We start from the raw sequence: 17,058 nt of genomic DNA on the forward strand, positions 1-17,058 counted from the left end.
TGGTATAATACAAAAAGAATCCATTCAAGCTTGGATTATTTAACACCACTTGAAATGGAACTTAAATTAAAACACATTATCAAAAATGCGGCCTAAAAAATTAGTCCCATTTTTATTAGGTAGTCCAGTAATCGCTTATGCACTTATCACGAAAAATGTTTGGTCTATAACAATTCCATTATTTCTATTTAGCTTTTTTGCATTTTACAATGCCCCTAAACTTGACAAATATTTAAAAAAAAAATATGGCAATGAATATGAAGAATATGCAAAAATGACAAAAATGCTAATTCCATTTATATATTGACAATTAAAAACAACGAACCGCTAACAAAGACGTTTGTAGCATTCAATGACCATTTTCAAACTCATGTATTGTAGAAGTAAAAACAATTGAAAGAAGAGCAGCTAATAAATGAAATTAAAGAAAACCCTAGCCAGTTTCGCTTGGTCTATGACGGGCATTATCAAAAAATATTCAACTACTGCTTTAAACGGACAAAAGACTTTGATGCCTCAAAGGACATTGCATCTGAAACATTTCTTAAAGCATTTATTAACATAAATAAATTCAGGTGGAAGGGTGTTTCGTTACAAAGTTGGCTTTATAGAATTGCTACTAATGAAATCAATCTTCATTATCGTTCAAAAAAATACCACCCTACATTGCTAACTGAAATCGGAAATTCTCAACCAGTTTTATCAAAACAATCAGATTTACTAAAAGAAAAAAAAGATGCCGAACATGAAATGGAAAGGCATAAAGATTTTACTAAAGTGCAAGAGGAAATAGCTAAGCTGCCCATAAAATACCAAGAAGTGATTACTTTAAAACACCCTGAACAGCTGAAAATCAAAGACATAAGCAGTATCCTTGACAAACCAGAAGGAACTATCAAATCGCTTTTATCGAGAGGATTAAATCTTCTTAAGCAGCAACTTTAGTGCAACCTTTTCCAACTCTATGTATTATAAGTATATGAAGAACAAAAAACGTAAAATTATGAATATCATGGAGAACATAGAACAGCCATCATGTGATGTTAGTAATCACCAGAGAGAATTTAGATTGACATTATTAAATACGAAGAAATCAGCCATGACAGGCGCTATATTATTGGTGCTACCATTTTTATTTCTAAGTGGGGTTGTTTTAAAGCATTATATGCGAATTGACTTTGGCATTCTGACTTCAGTATATGAATGGATTGGAATGATTGATGAGGAATATGGCGACAATTCTATTCTAAATTGGATCATAAGGATTTCACTAACCATCGGTCCGTTAGTCGCTATTGCCTTAAATTTATTGGCAGTCACGCATGCCCGAATAGAAAAAGCAAGTAGAGGGCTGGTATTATCGTTCAAAATGAAATGGCTTAATTGGTTGGTCATTTTGATTTGTTCAGGCGTATTCGCAATATTCTTTCTCTATTTTGTAGTTGAAAATGGCTAACTCCAATAAAGAAAATCGTGCTACACCGGCTATAGTTCATTGCTTCTGACTTTCCTCGCGGAAAGTCCTCGCATACAAACCCGCAACTATTCTTATACATAAACGTTTGCGCGAACATTGACGCAAAAAATAAGCCGTTAAAAAATTAATCAGATTTGTATCTTTGATAATCACTAAGTTTCTAAAATAGTATTTCGATTAATGGATTTTGAAGATTGGGAAGATGATAGGATTCTTTTTGAAAAAGAAGATTGGGTTGGTTTACTTAAACTAAGAGAAGATAGGGCAAAAAATCAACCTTCCGATTTATATGCACAACAAAGGTTTGCAGAAATTCTTAACATAAGTAAGAAACACAAAAAAGCCTTAGACTTAATAACACCTCTATATCAAAAAAATCATAAATCTGGATTTGGAGTTCACGAAATAATTAACGCGCTTTATGGACTTGGAAAATCTGAAAATGATTTTAATTGGATATCAAAAATTAATGTCTTAAACCTTGATCCTATCACTCTGGAATTATGCGTTGATTATTTAAAACCAAAACGGAAAACAATAAATATTATTGAAATATATAATGAATTAATAATGAATGCAGATTATTGTAATTTCGATGAACAGAGGTTAGCTGAATTCTTGGTTAATCATCCCGAAAAATTCGATATAAAAAAAGATAGCGAGTATTTTTTGGACATTCGATTGAAAATCAAAAGAAAATGAAAAAGCCTGCTTGCAAAAACATTTAAAATAATTGCTAGTATTCGCCTACTTGAACATTCCTGCGGAATTTTCACAAGCTCGGCCATTTTTTCTAATTTAGGTGTTTATCCCAAATAACTATTATATAAAACCGGTACTGCAAGCTTAATAAATTTCCTAACACACATGAAACCGACTAAAAAGGAAATAGAAGAAATTGCTGATAACCTAGATTGCGGGATGAGATGTTTTTATAATCTTAAATCGGGTGAGATTAAGACAATACCCAATTTTGATAGCTGGATAGATGCTGACAAAGAAACCTGGGATGACGTATCAAATGAGATTGATGAAAATTGGAGTGATTATATTGAGTTTACAGGATTTGAATCTCATGAATCTTTTAAACTGATGGTTGATTTTGCAGAGAGCGTAGATGACACAAGATTACAGAACAAATTGATTTATGCATTAAACAGACTAAAGCCATTTCAGAACTTTAAGTGGCAAATTGATAATTCAACAGGGTATCGACAAAACTGGTTTGATTTTAAAAAAATGCGTTATATTCAATGGGTTCAAAACCAGATTGATTTAAACAATAAAGATTTTGAATAGTACCGATTTAGATAAAGATGTAAAAAGACTCGTTCATGAAAATGTGTATGACAAAGGATTTTTCAGCGTTGTGGATATACTTTTGCAACAAAATTACTTGACTAACAAAGATTATGATGACTGGCGATTTGGACGGGTTGATTATCTTGAAAAAGTGTGCAAAATTAATTTAGTCAAACTGACTTTGATAAATAAGTTGATTATGAAATATTCCACTGAATTGGATTTGAAAAGCTCATGGACTGGATACAATCAATATGGCAAAGGAATAAATCGTCGTTTAAGATTTAGTAAATCAGGAGATAAAACTATTGAAGACAGTTATGCAACGCATTATATTGATAAAGAAAGGATGATTGAATTAAATGAAAAGTCTGCCATTAATTGAGTAGACAGGTAACAATTTAATATTGTCACTGCGCCTCTAACACCACCGTAAGTACGAGTCTCGTAACCGCGTACCTGCGGGCATGTACAGCAATTGAACTTTGAGTTTTGTTAATGTAATCTACCATAGGTCTATACCCTTTTTGCCTGAGCATATAACCTTAGCATAGAAAGAGGATTGAAAAAACATATACCTATCTAAAATCTTTTTTTTTTAATGTCCTAAAGTTAATATGCAATTCGATCGACTTAATTAATACAGTTTTTTAAGCTCTGGTCTATACCTCAGAGCCAAGCCAAGTGGTGTGAACCGAATATTTATTGGCAGTAGTTCTTATTCTATTCAATAATTCTTAAGTCAATAAACTTAGAAATCACGACTATATATTGTATATTTACAGTCGTATAGACATAAATATACAATTATGGATGTAAAGCTAAAATTAGAAGATTCAAATAAAAAGAAAGGTGTAGCAGCAACAACTAGGGCTGTTAGAAAAGGAAGAAACCCCATTAGTCTCACTAAATTCTCACCGTCTTGGGTTGTTGATAACGCTAAAGATGCCCCAGGATTTCAAATGGAATTAATAAGTCGCATTAGAGAAGGCGTGAAGAAAACAGACTGGAAGCAATTAATACATTATACGGGTTCTACTGAAAAAGAGTTTGAGCATATACTTCCAGCATCCATTAGTAGCATGCAAAAGAAAGCTGTTTATGGAAAAGAAACGTCAGAGCGAATATACGAACTGGCGAGATTATTCGGAATCGGTTATGAGGTTTTTGATTCTAAAGAAGACTTTAAGAAATGGTTAATGACTCCCGCCAGGACCCTTGGGGGTAGAATTCCATTTGAACTGCTTGATAGTAGTTTTGGCTTTGAAATGGTTGAAAATGAAATTATTAGAATTCAATACAATGTTTATAGCTAATGATTGTATATCGAGTTGCAAATGTGAAATATAAAGATTTAACACTTTCTGGAATAGGAGCTGAAAAAGTTGGTGGCAGATGGAACAAAGTTGGAACACGAGCTGTTTATTGTTCAGAAAATATTTCATTAGCGCTGCTTGAGTATTATGTTCACTCTGAAAATATTGCGTATTTGCCAAAGAAAATATTAATTGCGAAAATTCAATTTCCAGATGATTTTGCTTTAGAAGAATTAAAAGAGATGCCGGAAAGATGGAACCAATACCCATATTCTTCCAAAACAACAGAAATATTTACAGATTTAGCAAAAGACAGAAATATTTTTGCATTACGAGTACCATCCACTATTGTCGGATTAGAATCGAATATTATCTTAAATCCCTTATATAAAGAATTTGGGAAAGTAGAAGTTATTGAGTTTATTGATTTACCTATTGATGAAAGACTTACAAAAGTTAAACGAGGATAAAATTAGATAAATTAAAAAATGTAATCATTCTGGACGAGTCAGAATTCTGACTTACATAATTTAATTTATTGCATACAGTATCCATACTTTATCCGTACACTGTCCATTCTTTATCTATAGGGTTAGGTTAGTTGAATGGCAGAGTGATTTCAGAGTGATTTCATCATCCAGTTTCTATGATATTTAGTTAGATGAGCGTGATCGGCTTATGGTTGCAATTTCAAAACTAAAACACTATGCTTATACTTCTCTATAAACCAAAATCTTATGAATACTAAAAGACCAAAAGGAATTAAAATACATCCTAGCAGGCTTCTTACCAAAACTACAAAATCAGACTCCAAAGTATTATTTCCAAAGAAACCGAACAGTAAGAAATAGGATGATAAAGACGTTAACCCTCTCTTTGATGTGAAATTAATTCATATTTTTAGACTTAAAGACTTTTCGGAATCATTAACTAAAAATCTATGAAAAAAGAATTGAGCTCTACAAAAGCAGGTAACTTATTACTTAAAGACTTTACTGAATAGAACCGTTAATAAATCTTGTCTTTTATGTACTTCAATGCTTTGGTGTCCCAGGTTTTTTTTACCACACAATAGCTGGAAATGTAACAACTTCAATATCTATAACTCGGCAATTGAATTCTTTCGCACTTTTTTCCAAATCCGAAATAACGTCTTTATTTAAATTCGAAAATGGCGAAATATACGCTCTCAACAAATTGTGTGATTTTCTGAAACCCCAATAACTTATCTAAGCCATTGTCGGTGCTTTCACCAACAAAGTCAATCGACAGTACAAACACAAACAAATAAATTCAACATAGTCCAACGTATTAAGATAAAGAAGAGTCTCTTTTATTCCAGCGCTCTGGGTAATCAAAAAAAAACAAAGGACCATAATGAATTTATATCCTATACCCGACACAGTATTAAAGAAGGTAGACGCCGTTGTTGCAAAATCCCAAAAGCGGCGAAATAAAATATGTTATACTACTTTCTCATGGTAAAGTAATGACTGCCCGCATCGTCAAGTAAATAGAAAAAATAACTTATAATAATGATAGTTTCTTGACCCTGTTTTAGCTTCTTTAATCACTATCAAGCTACAATAGTAACGAGGTATTAGTTGTTGGTTTTTGCTCAAGACATTTTAGTACTTAGAATTATGTCCTGAATGTTTACATTATGTTTAATTAAGTCTGAAATTTTTGACTGATTAAATAAAAATATAGCAATTTTTTTATCTTGATTTCTTATCTTGTTTTTATTGAACATTACATTCCTAAGCTCCAACATATTATATATTAATCTGCTACAGAATCTGGTCATTTCAAAATCTCTTTCTGGATCAAATAATTTTGTTTTAATCATTGTCTCATTTTCTTTATCATTAAACTTTTGGTAAGATACAGAGTTACTTAAGTCAAACTCTAATTCTTCTTTTAAAGTTTCAGGATTAATAAATTTAATGCTCTCATAATTTGGAAAAGCTCTCATTGTATGTTTATATGCATTGTATTCATCTCTATCGTAAAAGTCGATGGCTAATTCTTTAATTGCCACCTTTATAGCGTCTACACTTTCACTAACGTCATTTAGGTATTTTTCACCAAATGTTTCCTTAGAAAAAGTTCCAGGAAAAAATATATATTGTCCTACAGTAACTTTATATCCATAAAAATTTATCTCTTGATCAAGAATATTTAACTTCATCTCACCTTTTGCGATGTATTCTATTTTTTTATAATTTTGTGACCATTTGGATTGAACTATTTGTCGAACTATTTTACTATTGTCAGGTATAATTCCCCTATTTGGGAGAAAGGCAAAAAAGAATTCGAAAAAGGTTTCTAATGCATGAAAATAATTTTGTCTTAAGTCAGCTTGAATGATAAATTTCGTATTCTTAGTAAGTGAGACCTTAACATCTTCGTAATCAACCTCACTATCTTTAAGTGTTTCATTTACAGAGTCTAAAGATAATAACATGTTTTTTAAATATATAGCTCTAACTTCATGATACTCTTTCACATATGAGTTATAAAATGTTTCCGGTTTAGTTTCCAATAGTATTTTGTTTAAAGATTACAGCTAACTTGTATAAACATAACACAAAGTGACACAGGAATCCCCCTATCTATCCATGTAATTTCTGTTTTTCATTCTCACATGTTTAAATTTGATATTTAAAATATCACTCCGAGATTATTGGGAACTAAAGTAAGTTATACACATATACTACAAACCAACTGGCTACGTCAACACAGTATTCCGCTCTGGTCTATCGGACGACCGAATTCTTAGTTATTAGCAGAAGTCTTTCTATTTAAATTCGATGTTGATTATAAAATAATGAGGAATTTTAAAATGCTCTCCAAGTTTTTCAGGTTCTATATTGGATTGTGCAACTTCACAATATGAACCTGATCCATCTTTATGAATTGTTGGTGTGATAATCGCAAAAATTGCGTTCTTTTTGTTAATATCTAAATTTAGCTCTGACTTACTTCCAAAAAAATCTTTTAATGCATATTTTTCAGATTCTTCATACAATTTAAAAAATGATTTTTTACTTCCAAATCTTGGACCTCTAATGTATGTTTTTAATTTTCCATCAGTCATTTTGAAAAAAAACTTAAGGGATTCATTATCCGAACCAATTTTAAAATAATCACTTTCCGCACCATTAAATAAAATTGAAGTATTTTCTAATTTTCCATTTTTGTATTCTTCGAGACTTATAACAAAAGATTTACTCTTTATGCTTTCGCCTTCAAAATTCAGTTTCTCGATATAAATATTTTCGAAATCAATTATATCTTGGATTTCTCTGTTTTCACTTCCATAATTGTTAGTCATTTTGATTGTATTTTGTGCAAACACAAAATTTGTAATTATTAATAGTGGTAATAGAATTTTGATCTTCATATGGTTTTTTGTTCTTAGATTTCTGCTAACGCATTTACAAGCATCACACATACCTAATCAATTCCATAATGGAGAGATGGTGTACGTCAAGTTGTCTTGTATAGCTATAATAGGATTTAATCATTAATCTGTATAGCTATTTCAGGACGGGTCATAGTTATTTTAGGACGGGTCACAAATTATAGGTATAGCGTATCAACGCCATGGATACTCCATGGATACTCCATGGATACTCCATGGATAGTGCACGAAGAGTGTATGATAGGAAAAAGGCTATTACAAACCACCACTACCCTATCTCAATTTTCAGTTTACCACAAAAAAATAAAAGTTTTATTCTTTTGTTTTAACCATCTGTTTAATATGTTTTAGTAAATTAATATAGCAAATACTTTAAGCCTCTAGCAATAGAATGTCTTTGAGTTTATAATTTTTAAATTCTAATTTACGCTTTGTAGTAAACTTCCTTCCTCCCAACCTTTTCTCCAGTCTTTACTAATTCATCTTGTTTCAAGTTTCTCATAACCCCAGCAATGGCTGTTGATGTTATTAATTGATCAATTGCATTAATTCTTAATAATTCAGTTTTAATGTCCGCAACCGTTTTACCACCTTTAAGAAAATTGGAGTTTACTATATTCTCCCTAATTCTCGCAGTTAATCTTGTAGCTTCCTTTCGTTCCCCAGATAGTTCTTTCTTAGGTTTCAGTGGTATTTTAAAATCTATTAAAGTTTCAAGAGGATACTGAACAGATTTTGCATATTCAACGTATAAGTCGATATTTTTAGCTTCACCCTTTTCAATCTTTATAATAGAACTTTTTGAAATCTCTGTCATAAAAATAATGTCCTCAATTGAAAGATATTTTCCCAAGCGATAAAATTTAAGTTTGAGACCTAAATTCTCCCTATAATTGGAAGGATTATTTGTAATAGACTTATTTCCCATAGTATTTTATTAATGTTTTTTAGTATTTATTTAGAAACTTATTTGCATTTAAAAGGATTTTGTTTATATTTGTTTTAGCGAATTGATATTAGGCCTTTATGAGGCATGTTACTACGATGATTTCTCGAGTCAGAACGACCAATTTAACCTTCGAGAGAATCGTGAAATCGCTCCATGTCAAAAAGTTTTTTACTTTTGCATACGGCATGCGAGCGGTTCTCACGTTAACTTTAGAAGGTAACTTTATAATCGAAAGATTTAAAGTAGGGCTTGGTCGCCCTTGACTCTAAAGTGTGAGACCGCTCCTTGCTTTTTATGCAGGTAATCTTCATACTTCCGAAACATCGTTCCATAATTTCAATTGTGAGAACGATTTTTTGTTTCTAGCCAGTAGCTCCCCACTACGTTCTGAAAGGAAAACGGCTTCAAAAAAAATCATACTTACAACAGGTAATGCAATGTTAGGGTGTATTAAGCCCAAACATTACAAAATCCAAAACCGCCTAGGTTTCCTTTTTTGGAAGAAACCCAGATTGGTGCTCATTTTATAAATCGACAGTTTAAAAATAGCATCAATCTTAACGTTTTCCAAATATTTTGAGGTTTTACCTAAAATATAGGATAGAAAGGGCTTTTATAAAACAGTACAAACAATTTAAAACCAAAACACGCATGAAAAATCAATTGTGACCAAGCCTAAACCTCATCATTGAGATACGCTACAACTGGAGTTTGCAACAAAAACCTCGCTATCGCCAATTGCAAACTCTAAATCCCTAAGAACATGGCAGCACTACAAAAGGCAGTGCCATATAGCGAAAATGTTAGAATTAGTCTTTGGGATAGCTGCCGCTATGCAAAAAAACATATGCGGCAACTTCCTAATTTAACTTTAAAAAAAATGGAGCCTATGCACATATAGTTGTTACAAAAAACCTCCCTACAAATGTTGGCACAATCGTTCAGGAGGTCAAATTAAACTAAGTATAACAATTAATCTTACAAATTTATGACATTAAAACGTATAACCCAACGTAGGCGCCTTCTATTGTGTTTTTTTCCTGTGGCAATTGCCACTTCCTATCCCCCACTAATAGCCAATAGCACAACGGCGCTTGCGTTTTTCACAAATAAATCCATCCAACAAAATGGAGCTTACAGGACCATAACAGATGAACATGGATTGCCAGTAGCTGGGGCCACGGTAATAATGAAAAGTACCAACCGTGGCGCCGTCACTGCCCTTGACGGAAACTACATGTGCTGTAAGGCCATAGAAAATACACTTTACGGAAAGCGTAATATCAACCATGTATTAGAGCATGATACGCAAAAGGTTTATGGGATGGTCATCAATACCGGCTACTACAACACTACAGATCGTGAAAAGACCGGAATATTGCGACTAATCCCACCAAGTGAGCAATTAGATTTAGTCTTTGGGAAAGGGCTGCTGTTTACCGGATTTTTGCTAACAACCCAGTGGCCCCTCTTCCCTATTAAAATCTGTTGCCTATGATATAAAAACTATAAAAAATCCCTGATGCCGTTACAACATAAATCGGCATAAAAAAAGCCCGCTCCCAGTTTACCACGACATCGGAGCAGGCCAAAAGTTAAAATTAATCTATCACTTTAACCATTACAAAACTATGACAATAAATCATAAATCAGTAAGGTGGCGGCATATTTTTGTCTGCTGTCACTTCTTCCTTAGTATTTCCATGACCCTTTCTGCCCAAGACCTCTTGGTCTCTGGCCAGGTTACCGATGGGCACTTGCCCATATCTGGTGCCACTGTACTTATCAAAAGCACCACCAAAGGTGTTGTATCTGACTTTGATGGGCGTTACAGCATTACCGCCAAACCAACGGACACGCTTCAAATCTCATATTTGGGATATACAACACTTACCATTCCCATTCAAAACCGCAGTACTATAAATGTTATCTTAAAGGAAGATGCCACCGCATTGGGAGAGGTACAAATTAATGCCGGGTATTACAGCACTACCGATAGGGAGAAAACGGGGAGTATTGCGCGGATTACGGCTAAGGATATTGAATTGCAGCCGGTGAATAATCCCTTAGGCGCCATGCAAGGCTATATGTCAGGAGTAAATATTGTTCAAAATACAGGTGTGCCTGGAGGAGGATTCAACGTTGAAGTCCGCGGTAAAAACTTCATCAATGGGGTTTCCGATCCGCTGTTTATTGTAGACGGAGTTCCTTTTGGATCCCAGTCCCTAGGAGATTTCCAGGTTTCCGGCGAGATCTTTAGTGGGAACATCAGTCCGCTAAATTCAATTAATCCCAACGATATAGAAAGTATTGAGGTGCTCAAGGATGCCGATGCCACGGCCATCTATGGATCCCGCGGAGCCAATGGCGTGGTGCTTATCACTACCAAGAAGGGAAGAGCTGGGAAAACTCGTTTCGATGCTCATCTAAGTACTTCAATTGGCAAGGTTTCCAATTTCTTGGATCTGTTGAATACCAAACAGTACCTGGAGATTCGAAGAGAAGGTATTGATAACGATGGTGTTGGGCTTATGCTGGAAAGTTCCTTATATGATTTCTTCTGGCCTGATATCAAACTATGGGACAATGACCGCTATACCGATTGGCAAAAGGAACTTATTGGGGGCACAGCCTATCGAAACAATGCACAGCTTTCAGTTTCAGGAGGTAGTGCACAAAATCAATTTCTAATTAGTGGTGGCTACCATAATGAAACTACTGTATTTCCAGGGGATTCCAAATATAGAAAGGCCAGTATCCACAGCAATTTTACCCATCAGTCCAATGATAATCGTTTTAAAATTAACCTATCAACCAATTATGCTTATGAGAACAACCTTATGCCCCAAGCGGATTTTACGGCTAAGGCTTATTCATTAGAGCCCAATGCCCCAGCACTTTATGATGATCAGGGAAACCTCAATTGGGAGAACAATACTTGGGAAAACCCACTGGCCTCTCTAGAGGAACGTTTTGAGGCGACATCAAAGAATCTTATCACCAATGCCATGATTTCATATACGATCCTGCCAGATATGGAACTACGGTCAAGTATGGGCCTTAGCAGTTACCAATTTGACACTTACCGCACGATGCCGAGTTCTGCAAGAAATCCAGGATATGGCTTGACACCACAAAGCTATTCTTATCTTACTTCTAATAACTCTCAAAGGGAGTCTTGGATCGTAGAGCCACAGATAAACTGGCAGAAGAAATGGGATAAGCTTTCATTAAATATCCTCATAGGAAGCACTTTCCAGCAGGAGAGCACGGAAAAGCTCATATTAAGGGGACGTGGTTTTCCGAATAATGAACTATTGCTCAATATCGCAGCGGCACAAGAGATACAGGCCGTTTCTAACTTGGATAGCGAGTACAGTTATATCGCGATTTTCGGACGAATCAACCTAAAGGTATTGGATCGCTATATTATTAACTTAACAGGTAGAAGAGACGGCTCCTCCCGGTTTGGCCCAGGCAAACAGTTCGGAAATTTTGGAGCTCTGGGCATGGCTTGGCTTTTTTCGGAAGAGACTTTTTTGAAAAATAGTTCCATTTTAAGTTTTGGCAAATTACGGGCGAGTTATGGTACTACTGGAAGTGACAATATAGGAGACTATCGTTTTTTAGACACCTACACAGTCACTGGAAGTAATTACGACGGAATTACTCTAGTGAAGCCAACAGGTATTTTTAATCCTTTATTCGGTTGGGAAGAAAACCAAAAACTGGAGACTGCACTCGAACTAGGCTTTTTCAAGGATCGATTATTAATGAACACTTCTTGGTACAAAAACCGATCTTCCAATCAATTGGTAGGAATCCCGTTAGCAGCCACCACTGGGTTCTCTGAACTGACAGGAAATTTTGATGCCATAGTGGAGAACTCAGGTCTTGAGTTGGACTTACTTACGGTCAATATGAGATCGGAAACATTCAAATGGTCTACAAACTTTAATTTAACCATTCCCAAAAATAAGCTTGTCGCCTTTGATGGGTTGGAAGCCTCCACTTTTGCCAACCGTTATGTAATTGGGAAACCCTTAACCATTTTAAAGCTCTACCATGCTCTAGGCGTTGATCCAAAAACTGGGCTTTATCAGTTCAGAGATTATGACGGCGACGGGAATTACAGCAGCATCGGAGACCGGCAATGGGTAGAGGACTTAACCCCTAGATGGTATGGCGGTTTTGGTAACTCTCTTAGCTTTGGAAATGTCACTTTTGATGTCTTCTTCCAGTTCAAAAAACAAAAGGCCTACAATACAGTCCGTTTTGATGCTACTCCTGGATTTAAAAAAAACACCTCCGTTGAACTCTATAATCGATGGCAACAGGCCGGAGATCAGAACCCCTTCCAAAGGGCTTCCGCTGGAATGGCAGGTGGCCAAGATCTTGGTGCATTGCAGCAGGAGAGCAGTGCATCAGTGTCCGATGCATCCTTTATCCGGTTGCGAAATATTTCACTGAATTATAAGATTCCTTATCTGATCAATAAGTCAGAAGTAAACGTTTATTTGCAAGGGCAGAATCTTTGGACCTTAACCAACTATATTGGACCAGACCCGGAACAACCCAATCCCCGCCTGCCACCATTGCGACAGATTACCCTAGGAGTCCAACTTGTTTTTTAAACACAAAATAAAAAGAATCATGAGAATTTTGAAAATTATAAAATCTGGGCATATGACCCATCGAAGAGCATTTGCAGGAATGAACCGATTACTCCTGTTTACCTTTCCTTTTTTTTTAAGCTTGATCTGGCTCGGTTGTTCCGACTTTATAAACGTAGATCCCCCAAAGAACAATTTGATTTCTGTGACGGTCTTCAAGGATCCCGCCACTGTGGAATCCGCAATGGCAAACCTCTATTATAGTATGCGGGAACAAGGCATGACATCGGGATCCTTTGGACTTACCCCTGTTTTAAGCATATATGGTGATGAGCTTGACTATTACGGCTTCAACGCAGACCAGACTCAATTGTACAACCATAATCACAGTGCGGACAACAATGTCCTATGGGGTTGGTGGCAACAAGCATACTATTTAATTTATGGAGCTAATGATATTATCAGGGGGGTTGAAAGTTCGAATGACCTGAGCGTAGATGAAAAAAAAGCCTTCCACGGACAAGCTCTTTTTGTCCGTGGCTATGTCCACAGTCTGCTGGTGTCCCTCTTCGGGGATGTGCCATATGTAAATAGTACGAATTATCGGGAGAATAACACAGTAGCTCGAATGGCCGAAGAAAAGGTTTATGATAGCATCATAAGGGACTTAACTGATGCCGTGGAATTATTGGAAGGAATAGAGCCGATCTCTAAAAGACGTATATGGCCAGACCGTTATGTAGCGAAGGCCTTATTGGCAAGGATGTACCTCTATACCGAAAACTGGGAAATGGCTACTTCCACGGCCTCCGAACTTATCGATCATTTCCCATTGGAGACCAATTTATCCAATACTTTTCTGAAGGGCTCCCCTGAAACTATCTGGCAACTAGCGGCGGATGAAAATTTTCCAAATAACACAAGGGAGGCTGGAACGTTGATCATCCAGACCGTTCCTGGTCAAACTTACGCTTTGACCGATGCCCTCTTGGCATCATTTGAAAACGGAGACTTGCGATATGATAATTGGATCGGGAATGTATCGGATTCCAATAACACAACTACTTTGTACTATCCTCATAAGTATAAGGCTGGAGTCAATGAAAAGGAATCCCTTGAGTATTCCATCCTTTTCAGATCAGCAGAGCAGGTTTTGATAAGGTCGGAGGCACGAGCTCATATGGGTAATCTTACCGGGTCACAAACCGATCTCAATAGCATACGCAACCGTGCTGGGTTAAGTAATACCACAGTCACCACGGCACACGGACTTTTGGAGGCTATCCAAAGGGAAAGACGTGTGGAACTGTTCGCTGAACAGGGACATCGATGGTTCGATCTTAAACGGACGGCAAATGCTGGAAGAGCATTGACCGACCTAAAACCAAATTGGCAGGAAACTGATATATTACTCCCCATTCCAGAAGCCGAGCTGGAGATTAATCCCAATTTGTTGCCACAAAATCCAGGATATTGAAAACCACAACATAGTCGACGGATGCCTATATTCTAAGAACCTCCGATCAATTGACACGATAAATCAAATTCAAAAAGACTCCATGAAAAATGTTATTTGCTTCTACTTCATTCTACTATTTGTACCAGGTCACGCCAACAATCATCCAAAAAGGATAGCACACCAAGAGACATCTGATGTGGCCTTGGAAAAATCACCTTTTTTAACCTCCTCCATCAAGGAAGACCAACTCTACCTGAATATACCTGACCAATTATTGGACACCCCCATGTTGTTTACATGTTATGACCGTATGCGACGCAGCTTCATGCAAGTAGCTTGGACAAAACATAACGATAGAATATTGTTGAAACAACTAGCAATTCTCTCAACTTCTGGAATTATAATACCGCTCAAAGAAGGACTTGTCCAAATGGATAATGTTCTAGCCATATTTCCCATTGAGAAAACAAATATTAGGACGGGGATCCAACGTATTAACATCACACAGTTTACGTTGAACCAAGAATTGGAATGGCCACAAATGTGGGGGGTATCCTTTGGGAGTCCTTTACCGCAATTGTCCGTATTACTTGATGTGAAGAACATGGATGGAGAGGTACTGATCAAAATCCGACGAGGCATGGTCAAGAGCAAAACCAAGGTTTCAGTCCCAATTTTTTTTGGTTTCTCTGCTTTACCGCCGCCTATGAAGTCAAGAAGGTTCGATTATCGCATGGGTTTTCATCCCGATGAAAATGAAATGAACAGATTCGGTTTGAAAAACACTGTGGCTAACATTACTCGCTGGCGTTTGGAAAAGAAGTACCCAAATCAAAAAATCAGTATTCCTATAAAACCCATCACCTTTTTAATCTCCCCTGATGTGCCCAAGAAATGGAGACCCTATCTGAGAGCCGGGATAAAGGAATGGTTACCAGCATTTGAATCGGCGGGGTTCAAGGATGCCATTGCAGTCAAGGAAGTGGACAGTCTAGATGATTGGCAAGCTCATAGTATCCATTCGAATGTTGTATACTGGAATCAAGAAAAATCCTTTAGAAGCTCGGAATATAAAGATTATGGCGGTACCTTGAGCCATATTATCGATCTAAGAACCGGAGAAATCTTACGAGGTGATATTTTTATGGGAGGTTCGGAGCAATCCGTATCGGAAGAATACTTTGTTAGGGCAGCACCTTTAGATATAAACGCACAGAAATTCCCCTTTCCTGATGCATTAATTGGGCAATTATTCCAAGTGATAGCTGCACATGAAGCCGGCCATGTGTTCGGTATAACCGATGCCAATTTTGGTGAATACCATTATCCTTGGGACAAAATGAACGATATCCCATGGCTACAGACTATGGGGCATACTCCTAGTATCATGAATTATACCAGAGCCAACAACATACCACAACCCGAGGATAGTATTCCGCCATCCCTGTTACTCCAACGTGTGGGGCCTGTAGACAGGTACAATATCCAGTGGGCTTATACTGAATTTCCAGATGGGACCGAATCACAAGTAGAAGAGGCCACTTTAGAACAAATGATACGATGGCAGGATTCTATTCCCTGGTACAGGTTCAACATCAACCAAATGGAGGTTATCGGTCCAAATGCCTCAAATGAAGTCGTCGAGACCAATGATCCCATAAAAAGCACCAAATTGGCCTTTAAGAATATAGAACGTGTCATAGCACTATTGCCTAAGGTGACCAACGATCAAAAGGACAATGACCTTCTAGAACGATTATATAATAAGTCGGTTCATCTTTGGTACAACCATATGCTTCATGTATCGACCTTAATTGGGGGATACGATATCCATTATAAATCCTTAGCCCAATCTGGCAGCCGATATGTCCCCATACCGTGGGAGGACCAAATGAAAGCCCTTGATTTTCTTTTGAATTATGCTTTTGATCCCCCTGTGTGGTTGACTGAACCGGACTTTCATGTAAGGACAAATTACACAACATTTTCTGACCAAACTTTGCTATATCAACAGAAGTTGGTCATAGAGATGCTATTGGCTCGTAGGGTGAAACGAATGGAATACTTAGAACAGGACGGGAACCAAAAAGGCCTGGTCAACACTTATATCCAAAAGTTTCAAGACGGTCTGTTCAAAGAGCTGAAAAGGGATTTTGGTTATGTGGATCGAAGGAAACAGGAAATTCAAATAACTTATATTGATAATATTGGCATGATCTTAGAGCAGAAAAAATCAGGAATAGATATCCAATCAAGATTTTTTGTACATTCTGATTATTCCAGAGGAATTTTAACACAACAACTCCTTGCTTTGAAAGTTGACATAGAAAAGGGCATAAAAAGAAACAGTAAAGCGCAGACTTTGGGGCATTGGCAATTGTGTCTCAAAAAAATCAAAACAATTTTGTAAAGTTTTCGACAAATTCTGGTGGATTGCTCCTGATGTTCGTTCAAAAGGAGGTATGAATTAGTGAAAAAGGTGCCTTTAAACAAGGCACCTTCTGAATACTGGGAA

Annotated in this window: 14 protein-coding genes; 11 read left to right on the top strand and 3 right to left on the bottom strand. The window is 36.4% G+C overall.

Annotated features, from left to right (window positions below; genetic code table 11):
* The first annotated feature begins 393 nt into the window (after positions 1-393).
* The 7 genes from ESZ48_RS14840 (at position 394) to ESZ48_RS14870 (ending at position 4,565) form a co-directional block, all read left to right on the top strand.
* Positions 394-945 (top strand): RNA polymerase sigma factor, encoded by a 552-nt coding sequence (locus ESZ48_RS14840; protein ID WP_129018292.1) that lies wholly within the window; start codon positions 394-396, stop codon positions 943-945.
* Between the two features lie 67 nt (positions 946-1,012).
* A complete protein-coding gene (locus ESZ48_RS14845; RefSeq protein WP_129018293.1) occupies positions 1,013-1,456 on the top strand; it encodes a hypothetical protein in 444 nt (147 codons plus the stop codon).
* Positions 1,457-1,657: 201 nt separating this feature from the next.
* Entirely contained in the window at positions 1,658-2,179 is a 522-nt protein-coding gene (locus ESZ48_RS14850; protein ID WP_129018294.1) for a hypothetical protein, read from the top strand.
* 165 nt (positions 2,180-2,344) lie between these two features.
* Positions 2,345-2,776: a UPF0158 family protein gene (locus tag ESZ48_RS14855; protein WP_129018295.1), complete on the top strand. Its 432-nt coding sequence runs from the start codon at positions 2,345-2,347 to the stop codon at positions 2,774-2,776.
* Entirely contained in the window at positions 2,769-3,164 is a 396-nt protein-coding gene (locus ESZ48_RS14860) for a hypothetical protein (protein WP_129018296.1), read from the top strand. The genes ESZ48_RS14855 and ESZ48_RS14860 overlap by 8 nt, the downstream gene beginning before the upstream one ends.
* A 424-nt stretch (positions 3,165-3,588) precedes the next feature.
* Entirely contained in the window at positions 3,589-4,095 is a 507-nt protein-coding gene (locus ESZ48_RS14865; RefSeq protein WP_129018297.1) for an antitoxin Xre/MbcA/ParS toxin-binding domain-containing protein, read from the top strand.
* The gene (locus ESZ48_RS14870) at positions 4,095-4,565 is read left to right on the top strand and encodes an RES family NAD+ phosphorylase (protein WP_129018298.1); all 471 of its coding nucleotides are present in this window, start codon (positions 4,095-4,097) and stop codon (positions 4,563-4,565) included. Before ESZ48_RS14865 ends, ESZ48_RS14870 begins: the two co-directional genes overlap by 1 nt.
* A gap of 1,148 nt (positions 4,566-5,713) precedes the next feature.
* Here the strand turns inward: ESZ48_RS14870 and ESZ48_RS14875 are convergent.
* The 3 genes from ESZ48_RS14875 to ESZ48_RS14885 all read right to left on the bottom strand — a co-directional run bounded on the left by ESZ48_RS14875 (position 5,714) and on the right by ESZ48_RS14885 (position 8,450).
* The gene (locus tag ESZ48_RS14875; protein ID WP_129018299.1) at positions 5,714-6,640 is read right to left on the bottom strand and encodes a hypothetical protein; all 927 of its coding nucleotides are present in this window, start codon (positions 6,638-6,640) and stop codon (positions 5,714-5,716) included.
* A 255-nt stretch (positions 6,641-6,895) separates the two neighbouring features.
* Positions 6,896-7,432: a hypothetical protein gene (locus tag ESZ48_RS14880; protein ID WP_223266467.1), complete on the bottom strand. Its 537-nt coding sequence runs from the start codon at positions 7,430-7,432 to the stop codon at positions 6,896-6,898.
* A 514-nt stretch (positions 7,433-7,946) separates the two neighbouring features.
* Entirely contained in the window at positions 7,947-8,450 is a 504-nt protein-coding gene (locus tag ESZ48_RS14885; protein WP_190246277.1) for a hypothetical protein, read from the bottom strand.
* Between the two features lie 1,009 nt (positions 8,451-9,459).
* Between ESZ48_RS14885 and ESZ48_RS14890 the strand changes: the two genes are divergently transcribed.
* From ESZ48_RS14890 to ESZ48_RS14905, 4 genes are all read left to right on the top strand, one after another.
* Positions 9,460-9,969, top strand: a complete 510-nt coding sequence (locus tag ESZ48_RS14890) for a peptidase associated/transthyretin-like domain-containing protein (RefSeq protein WP_129018302.1) — start codon at positions 9,460-9,462, stop codon at positions 9,967-9,969.
* A 133-nt stretch (positions 9,970-10,102) separates the two neighbouring features.
* The gene (locus ESZ48_RS14895; protein WP_129018303.1) at positions 10,103-13,105 is read left to right on the top strand and encodes a SusC/RagA family TonB-linked outer membrane protein; all 3,003 of its coding nucleotides are present in this window, start codon (positions 10,103-10,105) and stop codon (positions 13,103-13,105) included.
* A gap of 19 nt (positions 13,106-13,124) precedes the next feature.
* Positions 13,125-14,561 carry a RagB/SusD family nutrient uptake outer membrane protein gene (locus tag ESZ48_RS14900; protein ID WP_129018304.1) on the top strand — a complete coding sequence of 479 codons (1,437 nt, stop codon included), beginning with the start codon at positions 13,125-13,127 and terminating at the stop codon, positions 14,559-14,561.
* Between the two features lie 82 nt (positions 14,562-14,643).
* Positions 14,644-16,953 (top strand): zinc-dependent metalloprotease, encoded by a 2,310-nt coding sequence (locus tag ESZ48_RS14905; RefSeq protein WP_129018305.1) that lies wholly within the window; start codon positions 14,644-14,646, stop codon positions 16,951-16,953.
* The last annotated feature ends 105 nt before the right edge of the window (positions 16,954-17,058 follow it).

The organism is Gelidibacter gilvus, assembly GCF_004115975.1.
Classification (GTDB): Bacteria; Bacteroidota; Bacteroidia; order Flavobacteriales; family Flavobacteriaceae; genus Gelidibacter; species Gelidibacter gilvus.